The organism is Filomicrobium sp. (assembly GCF_025698805.1).
Classification (GTDB): domain Bacteria; phylum Pseudomonadota; class Alphaproteobacteria; order Rhizobiales; family Hyphomicrobiaceae; genus Filomicrobium; species Filomicrobium insigne.
The window spans coordinates 633,506-648,994 of the sequence record NZ_JAILWT010000003.1; the positions used below are offsets into that span (position 1 = coordinate 633,506).

A 15,489-nucleotide genomic window follows, 5' to 3' on the forward strand; every position below is an offset into this window, starting at 1 on the left:
CATACTGTTTCATCGCGTCTGTCGTCCTTCTGATCGGCAACGCCTTTCCATAGGGAGCTGCGGATCAATGGCACCAATACTGGAACACGGGCATACGCCTTCCGAAATTCGTCGGCGTCTCGCTTCCGGTGCGCAGGTTAGCTACACGCGTGACTGGGTCTATGGCGGCATTGATGGAACGGTCACGACCTTTGCTGTTGTTGCCGGTGTTTCAGGGGCGGAGCTGTCCAGCCAGATTATTCTGATCCTCGGCACGGCGAACCTTCTGGCCGATGGTTTTTCGATGGCGGCGGCCAACTATAGCGGCACCAAGACGGAGTTGGACGAATACGAGCGCTTCCAACGCATGGAAGAACGCCACATCAAACTTGCTCCAGATGGAGAACGAGAGGAAATTCGGCAAATATTCCAAGCAAAGGGGTTTGAGGGTGCGGATCTCGAACGAGCCGTTGAAATCACCACGGCGACGAAAGAGCGTTGGGTCCAAACTATGTTGACGGAAGAACACGGGCTGCCTCTGGCGAAGCGGTCTCCCCTACGCGCGGCCGTGTATACCTTCTCCGCATTCGTCGTCTGCGGCCTCCTACCTCTCATTCCCTTCATATTCGGTTTTCATGCCGGTCTGTTCATCGCCACGATTTTCAGCGGGCTGGCATTCATATTGATCGGGTCCCTCAAAAGCCTATGGTCCGCCCGCAGTTGGTGGCGCTCAGGGCTGGAAACATTGGTTATCGGCCTCGCCGCAGCGGCCCTATCTTATTTGGTTGGGCATCTCCTCAGAGGTTTGGCTTGACCATATCTGGAACCGAGGCATTGACGCCACCAAAACGCCTTGGCCATCATCCTGGCGTTTCTTTGGTCAGAGGGTGCGATGGAGTTTAAGGACTATTACAAGATCCTTGGGGTTGAGCGTGACGCGTCCCAAGACGAGGTCAAACGGGTTTATCGTAAGCTCGCACGCAAATATCATCCCGACATCAACAAAGAAGCTAACGCGGAAGCGAAGTTCAAAGAGGTCGGGGAAGCTTACGAGGTCCTTGGCGACGCTGAAAAACGCGCCGCCTATGACCAGCTTGGCTCCGGATATACTCCCGGCCAGGACTTCAGACCGCCACCGAACTGGGATACCGGTTTTGAGTATTCCGGACGCAAAGCGGACGGCGCTGACCACGACTTTAGCGACTTTTTCGAAAGCCTGTTTGGCGGCATGCGCGCTCGCCGCAGCGGTTTTTCAACGCGCACCCAATTTCACTCGCGCGGTGAGGACCACCATGCCCGGGTTGTTATCGACCTTCACGACGCGCTTGAGGGGGCAACGCGGACCCTGACACTAAGGGTGCCCCACGTCGACGAAACGGGACATGTTTCCGTTCAGGATCGAACACTCAACGTCAAGATTCCCAAGGGCGTGACGGAGGGCCAACAAATCCGTCTCAAAGGGCAAGGGACGCCTGGAGTCGGAGGTGGAACGGCAGGCGATCTTTATCTGACGATCGAATTCGCGCCGGATCGGCTCTACCGCGTCGATGGTCGTGACATCTATCTTGATCTGCCGGTTGCGCCCTGGGAAGCTGCGTTGGGCGCTACGGTCAAAACACCAACGCCGGGCGGTCCTGTTAACTTGAAGATTCCGGCGGGTTCCGCGCAGGGGCGTAAACTTCGCGTTAAGGGCCGCGGGATCCCGTCCCACCCGCCTGGGGACTTTTACGCCGTTTTGCGGATCGCCTTACCTCCAGCCGATACGGAGGAGGCCAAGGAAGCCTACCGGGATATGGAACGCCGCTTGAAGTTTGATCCGCGCGCAACATTTGGAGGCTTGTGAACCATGGCCGAAAAGCAAAGTTCCGTTCACACTGCCGAACTCGTCAGTTCGACGACACGCTTGACGATTACCGAGATCTGTCAGTCGTGTAATGTTGATCGGACGTGGATTTCAGAGCTTGTAAGTGAAGGCGTTCTCGAACCCGAAGGACGCTCCGAAGGTGAATGGCGATTTGCGGCCTTTACCGTGAGCCGCGTCGCGACGGCCCGACGCCTCGAACGCGATTTCAATCTCAACATCCCAGGCATCGCTCTGGCGCTCGAACTTCTCGACGAGATTGAGGGATTGCGCGCACGCCTGCGCGCTCTGGAGATACCTTCCGAGGAACCCGAGGACCAGTGATCGCGTCTTTCTCCCACTGTCACCGCAATAACATCGGTTCCCCATGGGCCTGAGCATATGACGATACTGGTGGTCGGCAACTGTGTCGTCGATCGTTCCTACAAAGTGGATCGATTGCCGCGGCCCGGGGAAACAATGATCGCGCGGGAGGCGCGCATTGATTTCGGTGGTAAGGGCCTCAATCAAGCTGTCAGCGCAGCGCGTACGGGCGCGCCTGTCGCGTTTGCAACAGCCGTGGGAGATGATGTTTACGGTCGGGAAATCGTAGACTTGCTGCGGCGTGAAACGATCGATGTCGGACCGACACACATCAGACCCGGACCAACGGACGAAGCTGCGATTTTCGTGCTCCCAGATGGAGATAACTCGATCATCGCGTCGACACATTCGGCGCAGCATGCCGGGCCCGATATCGGCCTGAAAGCGATGGATCGGCTAAAGCCTGGCGATTGGCTGGTAATGCAGGGAAACATCGATCGGGCGACAACCGCGGATACGCTCGAAGCAGCGCGGGCGAAGAATGCTCGCATCGCGGTCAATCCTTCGCCTATCCTTTTCGACTACGAAGGGCTTTGGCCGCTTATAGACTTGGCTTTCGTCAATGCCACTGAGCTGGCGGACCTATCCGGCCTCTCAGAGCCCAACGCAGCTGCAGCGCGATTGATTGAACTCGGATGCGACACGGTTGTTGCGACGCTTGGCTCCGCAGGTGCCCGGCTTTACGCGCGAGGCCGTTCAGAGCCGTGGACCGCGCAGCCACCTGCTGTGAAGGCTATTGATGCCACCGGTGCGGGCGACGCCTTCTGCGGTGTTTTCGTGGGTTCACTTGCGCGTGGGTTATCCCCCGAAGCTGCCCTCTCCGTTGGGGTCCATTGCGCTTCTTTGAGCGTAACGCGGCAAGGCAGCCTGGCCGCCCTACCGACCCGCGAAGAAATTTCAGCGACGGCGCGCGAGTTCGCCACCACGCCGGGATGACAAACTCACGCTTGAACCCATTCCTCAGGTCAAGGGGGCAGGTGCACCGGGTAAGGGTGTAACGCTCACCTCTTTCGTCTTCGTGTCCGTTCTTGCTGGAGACTCGCAAAATCGTCTCCACCGAGCGGCCCGCGTTTCCACCCTACTCACGATATCCGGGACCTTTAAATCTTCGTCGGTGGCGAGCATCAGTGAAATTGACGGCAACGAACATCGGGATGTCAGCCACGTCACCCACGGGGCCAAGATCAGGCCGAGCACGACAGGCGCCATCCAAGCCAGAAGCCACCACGATACGCTTACCGAAATCGCAGCCAGCACTAAGCCGATCATGACGTGCCGCACGTGAAACCGGATTGCCTCCGCAAGGGTAACGCCATCAGCGTCGCGCCGTTGCGCCGCCCAACCGCTATCCCGACCACGTATGATTTCAACGATAGCTTGTAGATGCGTCATCAAAAGGATCGGTGCCAGCAGAACCGATAGGATGACCTCAACGACGGTGCCGGCAATGGTTTGCAACGCAGACGCCACTGATCTCCGCGTCGTAAGAAGCCAGTTCACAAGGCCCAGCGCCTTAGGAAGGAAGAGCGCGCTGACTGTCATAACAAGAACAGTCACGGCATCGCCTGTTACCAGTTCATCCACGTTGGCCATGTTGGCTTCGTCACCCGTGAGAAACGGGAGGGAGAGCGCCATGCCGACGAGCATCAAGGCAACCCAGAAAGCCGAAACGAGATAGCCATATGCGCCCATGAACAGGTGCACACGGCTGGTCAACGTCAGCCCGCGTACCGTGATCAGGCCCAGATGCTGCAAGTTGCCCTGGACCCAACGCCGGTCGCGGATCGCCATGTCGATCAGCGTGGGCGGACTGGATTCATAGCTGCCGGTGAGCTGAGGCGCCATGTACACGGCCCAGCCAGCCCGGCGCAGCAGAGCTGCTTCAACAAAGTCATGACTTTGGATGTGCCCGCCGAAAGGAGGCGCGCCATCGAGCTTCGGGAGGCCTGCGTATTTGGCGAACGGCCGCGTCCGAATGATAGCGTTGTGCCCCCAGTAGTTTGCCGACTGACCCGACCAAGCTGAAAGCCCCCGCGCCAAGATCGGCCCATAGGCCGCGTTCGCAAACTGCTGCAAACGCGCAAAGGTCGTCGTACTGGAAATGAGCTTGGGCACGGTCTGGATGAGCCCGGCGTGAGGGTTGTGTTCCATTGCTGCCGCGAGCCGAACCAGCGTTTCTGCTGACATGACGCTGTCGGCGTCAAAGATCACAAACTGCTCAAATTCGCCGCCATGCCGCACGATCCAGTCCTGGATGTTGCCGGCCTTCTTGCCGACATTCTCCTCGCGATAGCGATAGAAAACCTCCATCCGGCTGGCGACTATTCTCTTCAAAATCTCAAATGTTTCGACCTCAAGATCGCGATCTTGACCCGGCCGCGTGTCGCTCAGGACGAACACAGAAAACTTGTCGCCATGGCCCCGGTCCGCAAGGTCTTTGGCCAATTCTTCAATGGTCGCCGCGATCCGCGCAGGGCTTTCGTGGTAGATTGGAAAAAGTAGTGCTGTTTTTGTTGCGAGCGGCGTATCCGCAGATGGAATGACCGGTATGGCTGGCGCCGCACCGAAACGCATCAGGATGAAACCAAGCAATGCCGCAGACGTGCCGACACTCACCCACACAAAGCAGGATGTCGCAAGAAAGATGAAAACCCCTTCCCACACGTTGATACCGGACGGCGCCAAGGCGCCATAAAGCCAGTAGGCAAAAAATGCGGTCATCATCAGCGTCGCGGCAGTCACGGTAAGCCGTGCCGCCCACGTCGTCGCCGGCGAAGTTCCTAGCTTGGGTTCGGTGTCACGCTCCGCGCGATCCCAAAGCTCCTGCGGAGGCATGAAAACCCCGGCATCAGGAGGAACTTTTGGAGGCGGTAGAGGAAACAGCCTAGCTGTAATCATTGATGCATGCCTTTCGTCCAACGGTACAGCCAAGTTTCCGATCCGCCTTGCAGGGCTGATAAAGCCACGCGCAATTCGGCGGTCTCGCTTGCTTCGGGATAAAACTTGAACGCAACGCGCAACGTGCCGGCCTCTCGATTCACCTGAACCTGGGCTTTGCTGAGGCGGCCTTCGCTTGTTTGCATGGTTGGCAAAATTTCAACTCGGTCGCTCTCGCCTTCGATGCCGTCATACTCAATGACAAACTGCACAGCGCCTTCGCTGCGATCCGAACCGATGCTAAGCCCGGCCATTGTGCGCATGATGCGGACTTTGGGACCAATGTCGCGGAAGGTATCTGGCCACGATAATCTGTAAGCCAGCCGATATGCTTTGCCTGGGGCAAGTGCCTCGTCAGGCCGCCAGAACGCGACGATGTTGTCGTTGGCTTCGGTTTCCGTTGGCAGCTCTACGAGTACGACGCTACCGCGCCCCCAATCGCTCTTGGGCTCAACCCAAACGCTCGGCCGTAAATGGTATTTGGCTTCGAGGTCCTGGTAGGCTGCGAATTTACGTTCGCGCTGCTCAAGACCGAACCCTTTGGGACCATCATCCTGAAACATGCTTACTTCGATTTGTCGCGGATTAGAAAGTGGGCGCCACAGATACTCGCCGCTGCCGTTGTGGATGGTCAGACCATCGGAGTCGTGCACGGATGGGCGAAAGTCACTGACGCGGGTACGATCGCTGCTGGAGACGAGATACATGCTCGTCAGCGGGGCCAATCCGATTTGTGAGATCTCTGTACGAGGAAAAAGTGTCGCCTCGATGTCGATGACCGTTGTGTCGCCCGGATCAATCTTGAACAGGTAGGCACCCGCCACGGACCTACTCTCTAATAGCGCATGCACCACCAATTTATTGGCATGAGGCTCAGGCCGCTCGATCCAGAACTTTGTAAAACGCGGGAACTCTTCGCCACCAATAGCGCCGGTACGCAAGGCAAGCCCACGCGCAGAAATGCCATAAACTTGTCCACGCGACAAAGCTCGGAAATAACTTGCGCCCTGGAAAACGATAATTTCATCGCTCACGTCAGGACTATTCAACGGGCCGTTAATTCGAAACCCTGAAAGGGGAACCCCTTTTGAGAAAGCTGCGACTTTCTTCAATGTTCCCCAATCGAACATATCCGGATCGGCGCGCACGGGGGTTGAAACACCGTTGTCTACAAGAGCCAGCTCAACCTCTTCGTTGTGTATCCACGCGGTGGGCAAAAGTTGCAGCCGGTACTTGCCGACCTTGTCGAGCTGTATCGCTGCTTCAGGACGAAATCTCGCCATTCGATATTCGTCATATGTCCCCGCCAACTCCTTTGCCGGGTCGTGATCGCGCGGCGGGGGTGCGACATATGGCTCGCTGGCGAGCGCTTTGGCTTCTTGGATGACGGCGTCCTGACTGAAGTGGGCAATTGGCCTCTTCAATGCCGGGGGCAGCGCTTCCGCTGCGACCGCGTGCACCTTCACCAAGCCTGCGACAGAAGCGCCCAGGATCAGTAGTAAGCTGCGAATTCCGCTGCCCTTTCTGAAGGTTCTGGACGCAGTCTTTTGACCGTCGAATTTTGCAAAATCGAAGAGTGTCATGATCCACAGATGTTTGTGATTGGCGCGAACTCAACGCAATTCACCGCGTTTGGTTCCTCCGCTGCTGAGTTCAACCCACCAGGTTCTCAGGGGAGGCTTCTCGAGTCTGCGTCATGGAACGCGGACCGGCGCGCTTCCGCCGGTCCGCATCGGACATGCGCCCCGAACGGACATCGCTCGTGTGACGACTCAGAGAGTATGCGCGCATGGTGGCAAAAGCTTGCCGTCGCGACGCAGGTCGGGAACCCCGCCGTCTCACCCGCCATTTTAGAGCTAAGGAAACGCCCGAATCGTTACCTAAGAGCGGGGTACTCACCGTGAAGGCCGCAACTGCTGGAAATATATCGCTTATGCAAAAGAGCCAGGCACCCGTACAAAAACGCGACGTGCGCATCGATTTTTTTCGAGGCCTCGCCTTACTTTTTATTTTCGTCGACCACATTCCCGGGAATTGGCTGGCGGATCTAACTATGCGTAATTTCGGTTTCGCAGATGCTGCAGAAGTTTTTGTATTTCTCGCTGGTTTTTCCGCTCTGCTCGCTTACAGCAAGACCTTCGAGAAGGAGGGCTTCCGCTCCGGGACTTCGCGTGTCGGGCGTCGCATCTTCGACCTATATGTTTGGCACATCGGAACGGTTGTAGTCAGCTTGCTGCTCCTTAGCGCGGCAGCGCTTTTCTTTTCGCAGCCCAACTATCTGAACCACATCGGCCTGCAGTATTTCATCAACTACCCTTCGCATGCGATTCCTCAGGCTGCGGTGCTCTACTATCAGCAAAACATGCTGAACATTCTGCCGCTATACATCCTTCTTCTGGCGTGGTTCCCCGTTATGTATTGGCTGCTGCGCCGTTCGCACGCACTCGTACTCATTATATCCGCTGCGATCTGGCTGGCTGCTTATGCCGGAGGGCTGGGATTGCCGGGGCATCCGGTGTGGGGCTGGTTCTTTAACCCCTTCGCCTGGCAGCTCCTGCTGACTTTGGGTGCAGTGGCTGCAGACCGGGTACGCAGAAATATGCCGCTCTATGAAGCCGTTCTGCTTCCGCCAGCGGCCGCCTATGCGCTCTTTGCGTGCTTAGTTATTGCGCCTTGGACCCGCATTCCCGGGCTGGAAAGCACGCGTCTTCTGCCGGGCGATCTACTTGGCGCGATTGATAAGACGAATTTATCACCTCTTCGCATCTTGCACATTGTGGCGCTCGGGTACATTGTCGCCGCTTGTGTCCCGGCGTCAGCGCGTTGGCTGACGTCACCGGGCGCAGGGGTCATTTCACGTTGCGGTCAACATTCACTAGAAATCTTCTGTCTCGGCACGCTCTTGTCGTTCAGCGGATGGGTGGTGATGCAGGAAGCTGGGACTGACCTCACTACGCAAATTGCTGTGAATACAATAGGTATCTCTGTATTGGGTGTTACCGCATGGTATCTCGCGCAACGCAAGCTGGGGCGCAGTGTCGGGCTCGTTTGGCCCTCCGTTCCGCTTTTCAATCGTGTTTTGCTGCCGCCATCGCGCTGATGGCGGTCGGGTATGTGTCGTCAGCGCATGCTCAAGCAGCCCAAACTGCAACATCTCCTCCAAAGAAAGCCTGTAAGGCACCCAATGAGCTGGTTCATCTGGACTGGCCCATGCCGCGCCTGACCGCCGCTTTTCGGAAGGGAGAAGTCATCCGTATCGTCGCGCTTGGTTCGTCCAGCACACAGGGTGCAGGGGCATCCAGCAAGGCAGCCTCTTACCCGTCGCGCCTTCTGGTCGAGTTGCAACATCGTTTTCCAGAACACAAGTTCGAAGTCGTTAACTTGGGGATCGGGGGACAGCTTGCACGCGATATGCTCGCGCGGATCGCGAGCGCGGTGCTACCGTTGGACCCGGACCTCGTCATCTGGCAAACCGGCGTGAACGATGCGATCCGAGGCGTAAAAATCAGCGAATTTCAATCTACAGTGGATGCTGGTCTAGACCTCATGCAAAAGCATGGGATCGATGTGGTTCTGCTCAATCATCAATACTATCCGGGTGCGGCGCGACTCCCTAATTTCCCGAGCTATTTGCGCATCATGAAAGCGATTTCCACCGAGCGAAAAATCCCTTTGCTGCGTCGTTACGAAATCATGCAGCACATGGTCACTTCGTCACAATTTTCGGTCGAAGAGCTTCTTGCGCCAGACAAGTTCCACCTGAACGACACGTCATATCGTTGCTTGGGCGAGGTTATGGCTGATGCATTGGCGGAGGAACTAACAACTGTTGCCTCTAGAGCCGGGCTGCGGACTCACGTGAGCGGACCATAGTTGGCAAGCTATTCTGTAGAATCCTGCAGCGAGGGGGCTGCTGTCGTCACCCGAGCCAGGGCCAACATAATGTCGTTGATCGCATCGATACGGCTAATGTAGTGGCTGATTTCGCTGGCGGCGGCAGGACCGCTCGCCAGCAAAGCCTGAAGTTGAGCCCAGCACGCACACCGCTCGTCCTGAAGCGTCGCGAGCGATTGCTCTACGTCGTTCAGTGTCTCCACGTGCGTATGCGTCGGCTTATCTTCATGCATAACGTCGGCCATCCCGATAATGACGGGCTACGGGAAGACGCTTCTCTCGTCGCAACGGAGCGACAGTCGGTTCTGAAGCGTTATCACTCTTATGCGCCACTTTTAGTCGCAAAATTCGTTGGCGTAATTCAGCCAGCGGGTGAAGCGGCTTAGGCCTGTAACCAATATTCATTGGGCATAGCTCCGTTCATCTGTTGGCGATCGTGCCCAGACAAACGTTACTACGTATTCACCGTTCCGGTTGTCATTGTCGCAGGGGCTGGGACATTGACATCAGCTCTAAAGCCGGGACCGGCGCGGATAACAAGCTTTGCCCCATGCGCTCACCGAGCAACCTTTGGCCGGCACCGCAGACCACTCTATCGATGGAGCGGACAGGCCCACATTCGCCGCCGAGACGGTTGACGGGGCCCATGCTGCCCAAGCAATCGACGCGACAACGCCCAATCCGACCATTGCCGCCAGAACAAAGGCTGGCCTCGGATAAAACGCGTTGTGATACGGCGTCCTTTCGCTCGGCGTTTTGCCCTGCGGCGATGTCTGTGCGAAAGAGGACTTTAGGTTTCGCCATAACCGGCGCCGGAGGGAAAACGGCAATGCGTACAGAAACGGGACTATCAATTTTTCTCGCGGACTTACGGTCTTTTTGCCGACGTTTTCGACCGCAATGCTATTGTCTCGACGAGCGGAGGCGAACGTCAGCTTCTTGAATTTGCGCATCGAAGACTTCGCAAAAAAAGCGAACCGCTTCTTAAAAGTTTCTAGTCGCGAAGACGCCGGCTTCTTGGGTTCGACGACGTATGTCGCGTTGCCTCTGTCCAGGGCTGTTGCTGTCACCTGACGCGGGCGGCTCGGTATGCGCGGCGCCCCGGCGAAAATCGAACGTGCGATGGACATTTGCGCGCGGACTTCATCCAACATGTCTTGGGCATCATCAAAACACCGCACAAAGCGTTCTTGCGCCTCGGCATTTGGGTTCCGCTTTATTGTCGCTTTGGATTGGGCATCATGCCGGATGCAAGCGCGCGCCGCTTGAATTTCAGTGATCGCCCCGATTATTGAAGCGTCCAACGCGTTCCAATTCAGCGCCGCTCTCGACGGATCGGCCATTTTCATGCTCCGACTCTAAGAACAAATTACATTCGATTCTTAACCAAGTCTGCGTTGCATATATAAAATAGCCGTTAAGCGTAGACAGAAATCAGATCATTTTTTCAGATTTTCATTTAAGCTCCGCTTCTCCCCAAAATAAAAACGCGTTTCTTCCTCATATTCTTATTTTGCAAACGCGTCGCTCCGCGCTTGGCTTGTATGTCGTAATAATTTCCGGTTCCCTCCTCGAATAGTTGCCCCAACAATCAAACTGATCGCCCTACAAATATTTACCGGCGAATTGGCGCATGCGCCTGCTGCTGCCTTAAAACAGCTGCGAATCTCCGCAACACCGGCGGACACATGTGCGTGCCTTTGGTGTCCTCGGCTCCTACCGGGGAACCAGATGACGTCACATGAATTTTAAGAGCGTGGCATGTTGCACATCGTTGCCCGCCACTAAACAGGAGGAGATCATTGATGCGCGGATTCTTGCTGACAGCGAGCGCCATTGTAGCTCTATCGCCTGCGTTCTTCGCAGCGCCGGCGATGGCTCAAACAGCAACAGATACCGCTAATAGCTCAACGTTAGAGTTTATTTCCGGACCGAGCGCGGATGAGGTCAGAGCCTCTCGCTGGATCGGCGCGCCCGTGAAGAACAATGCGGACGAGAAGATCGGTGATGTCAACGATTTGGTCTTGTCGCCTTCGGGGCAGGTTCAGGCTCTCGTACTTGGCGTCGGTGGATTTGTTGGGCTTGCTGAAAAGTACGTTGCGGTAAAGCTTGCCGATACTGAGTTGCGCAAGGAAAAAGATGGATCACATATCGTAATCGTTGACACGACAAAGGAAGCCTTGCAGGCGGCCCCGGAATTTAAAGTCGCTGGCGAGAAGACCATGCGCGACCGGCTTGATGAGGCTTCAAAGGCTGTTAAGAGCGGATACGAGACCGTGAAGGAAAAGGCCAAAGAGGGCTACGAAAAGGCGAAGGAAGCGATGCAAGGCGATGGTTCCAAGCAGCCCGCACCAGCCGAAAAACAATAAGACAACTTAATTTAATCTCGTACCGAGGGGAGCGGTTATCCGCTCCCCTTTTGTTTGTCTGCACCCTGATATTATTCATATTTTTCTGATACTTATTTCTCAATCTTTGAGAAATAAAAACAGGAACCTCCCCGGGTCATCATCCGTTATTCATGCAAGCCGCTCACGAGCGCAGATTGCTCGTGTGGTCCAATGAAAAATATGCTGCAACCGTTTAAGGAGTTTATCCATGAACTGGGATCAAGTCGAAGGTAACTGGAAGCAATTTAGCGGTAAGGTCCACGAACAGTGGGGCAAGCTGACCGACGATGAACTTGACCAGATCGCCGGCAAACGCGAACAGCTCGAAGGCAAAATTCAAGAACGATATGGCATCGCGAAGTCAGAAGCGAAACGTCAGGTCGAAGAATGGATGCGCCGCTGGTAAGCTGGTTTTGTCCAATACAATGCAAAGCCCCGTATCGCCAGAAGGCGATACGGGGCTTCTTTAGTTTTGGCGGCACTTGCTGTTATCAGGCTGCTTTAGAACCAGCTTTCTGTTCGAAGAACAGCGCCTGACTGATAAGAGCTTTGAGCATGGCGGGCTGGAAAGGCTTGGTCAGAAGGAACGTCGGTTCCGGACGCTGCCCGGTCAGCAACCGCTCCGGGTAAGCCGTAATGAAGATCACCGGAACTTCGATTGAGCCCAGAAGTTCGTTGACGGCATCGATCCCCGAACTTCCATCGGCCAGTTGTATGTCCGCAAGGATCAGGCCTGGAGTCCTCTTTTTAACAAGCTCGACGGCTTCGCGGTGCGTTCTTGCTACGCCGATCGGACGATGACGCAACGACGAAACGATTTCTTCCAGGTCCATCGCGATCAGCGGTTCGTCTTCGATGATGAGCACATCGGTGGCGACCTGCGCAGCAATTTCTGCGCCAGCTTCCTCGACCAGCTCATTCAACTCGTTTTCTGGGACCCCCATAATGGCAGCAGCCTCATCGGGAGAAAATTGTTCAACCGATACAAGCAAGAAGGCTTGGCGAGGTCGCGGTGTAATTGCCTCGAGCTTGCGCTCGATCAGCGTGTCCACGGCTTCGTCGGCCTCACGATTGTGCTGAGAATTAACGTCCAACGACCCCCAAAGTTTGAGGAAGACCTGGAATAGCGCCGCGCGTGGCGGGAGAGTGTCAGGGAAGCTGTCAGGGTCCTCAACAAGTGCCTCGAGCGCTGCTGCGACGTAGGCATCCCCGCTTGTCTGACTTCCCGTAAGCGCGCGCGCAAAGCGCCGCAAATACGGAAGGTGAGGAGCGATAACTGTAGCTAGCGACATAAGATGTTCCTGATTGTGGACGTCTAGTGCGATTTGATTTGGTCATCGGCGATGGAAACCCGCAGGCGAAAAAAAAGTTCCAAACTCCGGAACCATCCCACGCTGCACGCGTTTTCGGCTGGTGGTGGGCACCATGCCGTGCAGGTTTGCCGGACTGGTCTGGTATCCGATAGGATCAGTTGATTTGGGATAGATCAACAAGGAATCCCCCGAGGGAACTGATGGCGAACAAGGACCAGGAGCTGCGGCAGGTGGTGGACCCTACCGACATAGCCCGTAAAGGCGGCGGAGAGGACAAGCATACCGATTGCGGAGAAGAAGAAAAATTGAGGCAAGGTGACATCGACACAATCGCCACCAGTTCGGTGCGCGATAGCAATTCGGAGGTGCGTGATGCCGTCGGTCGACGGGTTCGTGCGTCCTATGGAGAGCTCATACAGCAACCGATTCCAGACAAATTTTTGCAGTTGCTCGACCAGTTGCAAGTATCGGAAGAAGCTGCAAAGAGGCGTAAATCGTGACAGCGGCTCAACAATCCGAAGAGATGAAACGCGCCCTGGTGGCTGCGATCCCCAACCTTCGGGCGTTCGCAATCTCACTTAGCGGCAATGCGGATCGTGCAGACGATCTCGTGCAGGAAGCCTTGGTCAAGGCCTGGGACAAGATCGATACGTTCCAGGAAGGCACCAACCTGAAGGCTTGGCTGTTCACGATCCTGCGCAATGCATATTTCTCTGAGTTTCGGAAACGGCGACGGGAAGTTGCTGATGGCGACGGTGAATATAGTTCGAAGCTTTCCGTCCAACCTGCTCAACACGGTCATCTTGACCTCAACGACCTTGTTTCCGCGCTTGAGCAACTGTCGGAGGATCAACGCGAGGCTATCCTCCTCGTCGCTGCTGAAGGCTTCAGCTACGAAGAAGCCGCTGAAATCTCCGGTTGCGCCGTGGGCACCGTGAAGAGCCGTGTCAACCGAGCCCGTGCACGCCTTGCGGAAATCATGCACATCGAGTCTGCTGAAGATCTCGCACTCGAATACTCAGGCGACGTGACCATTCCTATCAGTGGAACGATCGCCGGACGTAACGGCTGATCCTGCCAAGTCTTTGTCACCCTTCTCCAATTTTATTGAACTTTGCCTTGCCTCAAGCGGGGGAACGATAGACTTGCACAGTGCGTTGCCTCTGCGAGCCGGGACGTCCCCCAGTCCGCGGCCCTACGCGTCGGCCTACGGGTCACGCTGTTTCAAATTCAATTAGAGGCAAACAAACATGGCAAAGACCGCTCTTGCCGCGCAGCCGGCCAACGAAAATCCAAATACCGGGCTCAATCAAAAAAGCAGATCAAAGCTCGCTGAAGATCTCGGGAAGGTCCTCGGCGATACCTACACGCTGCTCGTGAAAACTCATGTCTACCATTGGAACGTCGTTGGGCCTGTCTTCCTTCCGCTCCATGAACTTACAGAACAGCATTACAAAAATCTTTTCCAAGCCGCCGACGATATCGCGGAACGCATTCGGGCGTTGGGCTACCCCACACCGCTGAGCTTTGAGAAGCTAGAGTCTATGACCCAGCTCAATGAAGAAACGAGCAAACGGTCAGCCCAGGAGATGGTCAAACATCTTATCGCGGATCACGAGGAAATGGCCCGGCGCATCCGCAGCATCACTGCAAGCGCGGCTGAAGACGAAGACTTTGTAACGCACGATCTTCTAAACGGGCGCCTCGCGTTCCACGAGAAAGCTATCTGGATGTTGGGTGCAATCGTCGCCTGATTGAATGTCGCGGCGTCGGCCGGCGAAAGGACAAAATCCTCGCGCTCAGCCGACGCACATTTCCTTATGCACGCTTACCGTTCCTTGGCGATCTCTTCACGCACCTGCGCATAGGCGACGACGGCGAACAGCACTGTGCCGCCAAACACATTTCCCGCAAGCGTGGGTAAAAGGAATCCCCCGAAGACATCAGCAAGACCAACGCGTCCCTCAAAGAAGAGATAGAACGCTTCTGCAGATCCTGCGATGACATGGGTGAAATCCCCCAACGCGATCAAATACGTCATCAGGGTGATGATCCAAAACTCGCTGCCCTCGGCGGACGGCATCATCCAAACCAGCGCAGCAATAAGCCAACCCGCCACAATACCCTTGAGGAACATCTCGCTCGGTGTGTTGGTCATCATATGCTCGCCGATTTCCGTCACGGCACGGGCAACCTCGGGCGGCAACACACCGCTCTGCGAGATGAAGTACGCAAAGATCATGCAGCCGATAAGGTTGGCCGCCAAAACAATTCCCCACAGCCGTAACAAGACCAGCCACCAAACGTGCCCACCTCTGGAAATAAACGGTAGGACGGCGGTCAGAGTATTCTCGGTGAAGAGCTGTTGACGTCCGAGAATAACGATTAGAAAGCCAACCGAATATCCGAGGTTGTCGACCAACGGTTTCCACGGCTCATCGGGCAGATGAGCCGCAAGAAAAGCCTCTGCGAGCACGGAAAAACCAATTGAGAGGCCCGCGGCAAGGCCGGACCACCACAATGCGGGGAAGCCCCTCGCCAGCTCACCTTGCCCCTCTCGCCGGATGATCTCGAAAACTGCCGCCGCGCGCAGGCGAGAACGCTCGCGGGCTTTTTCTTCCTCGCCGCGTTCTAGCCGGGAGCTTTTGGTCTCGTCGTTCATTTCCCGAACGGTATCGACGGCGTCTTTCTTTTCCCCGGCTTCATCTTGCATTTCTGCAACCTCGTTTTCGTTCATTGTGTTCCACCGAAC

17 protein-coding genes are annotated in these 15,489 nt (G+C 56.0%); 11 read left to right on the forward strand and 6 right to left on the reverse strand.

Annotation, left to right across the window (positions count from 1 at the left end; all coding sequences use genetic code 11):
* Window positions 1-67 precede the first annotated feature (67 nt).
* The 4 genes from K5845_RS10355 (at window position 68) to K5845_RS10370 (ending at window position 3,139) form a co-directional block, all read left to right on the forward strand.
* On the forward strand, window positions 68-793 hold the full coding sequence (locus K5845_RS10355) for a VIT1/CCC1 transporter family protein (protein WP_046479199.1): 726 nt from the start codon (window positions 68-70) through the stop codon (window positions 791-793).
* Window positions 794-871: 78 nt separating this feature from the next.
* Entirely contained in the window at window positions 872-1,822 is a 951-nt protein-coding gene (locus K5845_RS10360) for a DnaJ C-terminal domain-containing protein (protein WP_090229383.1), read from the forward strand.
* 3 nt (window positions 1,823-1,825) lie between these two features.
* On the forward strand, window positions 1,826-2,164 hold the full coding sequence (locus K5845_RS10365; protein WP_046479200.1) for a chaperone modulator CbpM: 339 nt from the start codon (window positions 1,826-1,828) through the stop codon (window positions 2,162-2,164).
* 57 nt (window positions 2,165-2,221) lie between these two features.
* Window positions 2,222-3,139 carry a ribokinase gene (locus tag K5845_RS10370; RefSeq protein WP_287958941.1) on the forward strand — a complete coding sequence of 306 codons (918 nt, stop codon included), beginning with the start codon at window positions 2,222-2,224 and terminating at the stop codon, window positions 3,137-3,139.
* A gap of 24 nt (window positions 3,140-3,163) precedes the next feature.
* Here the strand turns inward: K5845_RS10370 and mdoH are convergent, their stop codons facing one another.
* Complete coding sequence (mdoH, locus tag K5845_RS10375) at window positions 3,164-5,101, reverse strand: glucans biosynthesis glucosyltransferase MdoH (protein WP_052743883.1); 1,938 nt, start codon at window positions 5,099-5,101, stop codon at window positions 3,164-3,166.
* Window positions 5,098-6,723 carry an OpgD/OpgG family glucan biosynthesis protein gene (locus K5845_RS10380; protein WP_287958942.1) on the reverse strand — a complete coding sequence of 542 codons (1,626 nt, stop codon included), beginning with the start codon at window positions 6,721-6,723 and terminating at the stop codon, window positions 5,098-5,100. Before K5845_RS10380 ends, mdoH begins: the two co-directional genes overlap by 4 nt.
* Window positions 6,724-7,073: 350 nt before the next feature.
* On the opposite strand from K5845_RS10380, the gene K5845_RS10385 reads away from it, so the two are divergent.
* Both K5845_RS10385 and K5845_RS10390 read left to right on the forward strand, forming a co-directional pair.
* Window positions 7,074-8,240: an OpgC family protein gene (locus K5845_RS10385; protein WP_046479202.1), complete on the forward strand. Its 1,167-nt coding sequence runs from the start codon at window positions 7,074-7,076 to the stop codon at window positions 8,238-8,240.
* A complete protein-coding gene (locus K5845_RS10390) occupies window positions 8,240-9,013 on the forward strand; it encodes an SGNH/GDSL hydrolase family protein (protein WP_502814131.1) in 774 nt (257 codons plus the stop codon). Before K5845_RS10385 ends, K5845_RS10390 begins: the two co-directional genes overlap by 1 nt.
* A gap of 8 nt (window positions 9,014-9,021) precedes the next feature.
* Here K5845_RS10390 and K5845_RS10395 read toward each other — a convergent pair whose 3' ends face one another.
* Together K5845_RS10395 and K5845_RS10400 are read right to left on the reverse strand one after the other, a co-directional pair.
* On the reverse strand, window positions 9,022-9,267 hold the full coding sequence (locus tag K5845_RS10395; RefSeq protein ID WP_287958943.1) for a hypothetical protein: 246 nt from the start codon (window positions 9,265-9,267) through the stop codon (window positions 9,022-9,024).
* Between the two features lie 279 nt (window positions 9,268-9,546).
* Complete coding sequence (locus tag K5845_RS10400) at window positions 9,547-10,377, reverse strand: hypothetical protein (protein WP_287958944.1); 831 nt, start codon at window positions 10,375-10,377, stop codon at window positions 9,547-9,549.
* 462 nt (window positions 10,378-10,839) lie between these two features.
* On the opposite strand from K5845_RS10400, the gene K5845_RS10405 reads away from it, so the two are divergent.
* Window positions 10,840-11,403: a PRC-barrel domain-containing protein gene (locus K5845_RS10405; RefSeq protein WP_090228735.1), complete on the forward strand. Its 564-nt coding sequence runs from the start codon at window positions 10,840-10,842 to the stop codon at window positions 11,401-11,403.
* Window positions 11,404-11,632: 229 nt separating this feature from the next.
* Window positions 11,633-11,830 (forward strand): CsbD family protein, encoded by a 198-nt coding sequence (locus K5845_RS10410; RefSeq protein ID WP_046479205.1) that lies wholly within the window; start codon window positions 11,633-11,635, stop codon window positions 11,828-11,830.
* Window positions 11,831-11,915: 85 nt separating this feature from the next.
* Here K5845_RS10410 and K5845_RS10415 read toward each other — a convergent pair whose 3' ends face one another.
* Window positions 11,916-12,716 carry a response regulator gene (locus tag K5845_RS10415; RefSeq protein ID WP_046479206.1) on the reverse strand — a complete coding sequence of 267 codons (801 nt, stop codon included), beginning with the start codon at window positions 12,714-12,716 and terminating at the stop codon, window positions 11,916-11,918.
* A 221-nt stretch (window positions 12,717-12,937) separates the two neighbouring features.
* On the opposite strand from K5845_RS10415, the gene K5845_RS10420 reads away from it, so the two are divergent.
* The 3 genes from K5845_RS10420 (at window position 12,938) to K5845_RS10430 (ending at window position 14,491) form a co-directional block, all read left to right on the forward strand.
* Window positions 12,938-13,237: a NepR family anti-sigma factor gene (locus K5845_RS10420; protein WP_046479207.1), complete on the forward strand. Its 300-nt coding sequence runs from the start codon at window positions 12,938-12,940 to the stop codon at window positions 13,235-13,237.
* Window positions 13,234-13,809, forward strand: a complete 576-nt coding sequence (locus K5845_RS10425; RefSeq protein WP_280136708.1) for a sigma-70 family RNA polymerase sigma factor — start codon at window positions 13,234-13,236, stop codon at window positions 13,807-13,809. The genes K5845_RS10420 and K5845_RS10425 overlap by 4 nt, the downstream gene beginning before the upstream one ends.
* A 178-nt stretch (window positions 13,810-13,987) precedes the next feature.
* The gene (locus K5845_RS10430) at window positions 13,988-14,491 is read left to right on the forward strand and encodes a Dps family protein (protein ID WP_046479208.1); all 504 of its coding nucleotides are present in this window, start codon (window positions 13,988-13,990) and stop codon (window positions 14,489-14,491) included.
* Between the two features lie 74 nt (window positions 14,492-14,565).
* Here K5845_RS10430 and K5845_RS10435 read toward each other — a convergent pair whose 3' ends face one another.
* Complete coding sequence (locus tag K5845_RS10435; protein WP_197540864.1) at window positions 14,566-15,474, reverse strand: formate/nitrite transporter family protein; 909 nt, start codon at window positions 15,472-15,474, stop codon at window positions 14,566-14,568.
* Between the last annotated feature and the right edge of the window lie 15 nt (window positions 15,475-15,489).

Excerpts from the sequence above, each read along its gene's own strand:
- K5845_RS10355 (WP_046479199.1), top strand. The coding sequence starts at position 68 with ATGGCACCAATACTGGAACACGGGCATACGCCTTCCGAAATTCGTCGG.
- K5845_RS10360 (WP_090229383.1), top strand. The coding sequence starts at position 872 with ATGGAGTTTAAGGACTATTACAAGATCCTTGGGGTTGAGCGTGACGCG.
- K5845_RS10365 (WP_046479200.1), top strand. The coding sequence starts at position 1,826 with ATGGCCGAAAAGCAAAGTTCCGTTCACACTGCCGAACTCGTCAGTTCG.
- K5845_RS10370 (WP_287958941.1), top strand. The coding sequence starts at position 2,222 with ATGACGATACTGGTGGTCGGCAACTGTGTCGTCGATCGTTCCTACAAA.
- mdoH (WP_052743883.1), bottom strand. The coding sequence starts at position 5,101 with ATGATTACAGCTAGGCTGTTTCCTCTACCGCCTCCAAAAGTTCCTCCT.
- K5845_RS10380 (WP_287958942.1), bottom strand. The coding sequence starts at position 6,723 with ATGACACTCTTCGATTTTGCAAAATTCGACGGTCAAAAGACTGCGTCC.
- K5845_RS10385 (WP_046479202.1), top strand. The coding sequence starts at position 7,074 with ATGCAAAAGAGCCAGGCACCCGTACAAAAACGCGACGTGCGCATCGAT.
- K5845_RS10390 (WP_502814131.1), top strand. The coding sequence starts at position 8,240 with ATGGCGGTCGGGTATGTGTCGTCAGCGCATGCTCAAGCAGCCCAAACT.
- K5845_RS10395 (WP_287958943.1), bottom strand. The coding sequence starts at position 9,267 with ATGCATGAAGATAAGCCGACGCATACGCACGTGGAGACACTGAACGAC.
- K5845_RS10400 (WP_287958944.1), bottom strand. The coding sequence starts at position 10,377 with ATGGCCGATCCGTCGAGAGCGGCGCTGAATTGGAACGCGTTGGACGCT.
- K5845_RS10405 (WP_090228735.1), top strand. The coding sequence starts at position 10,840 with ATGCGCGGATTCTTGCTGACAGCGAGCGCCATTGTAGCTCTATCGCCT.
- K5845_RS10410 (WP_046479205.1), top strand. The coding sequence starts at position 11,633 with ATGAACTGGGATCAAGTCGAAGGTAACTGGAAGCAATTTAGCGGTAAG.
- K5845_RS10415 (WP_046479206.1), bottom strand. The coding sequence starts at position 12,716 with ATGTCGCTAGCTACAGTTATCGCTCCTCACCTTCCGTATTTGCGGCGC.
- K5845_RS10420 (WP_046479207.1), top strand. The coding sequence starts at position 12,938 with ATGGCGAACAAGGACCAGGAGCTGCGGCAGGTGGTGGACCCTACCGAC.
- K5845_RS10430 (WP_046479208.1), top strand. The coding sequence starts at position 13,988 with ATGGCAAAGACCGCTCTTGCCGCGCAGCCGGCCAACGAAAATCCAAAT.
- K5845_RS10435 (WP_197540864.1), bottom strand. The coding sequence starts at position 15,474 with ATGAACGAAAACGAGGTTGCAGAAATGCAAGATGAAGCCGGGGAAAAG.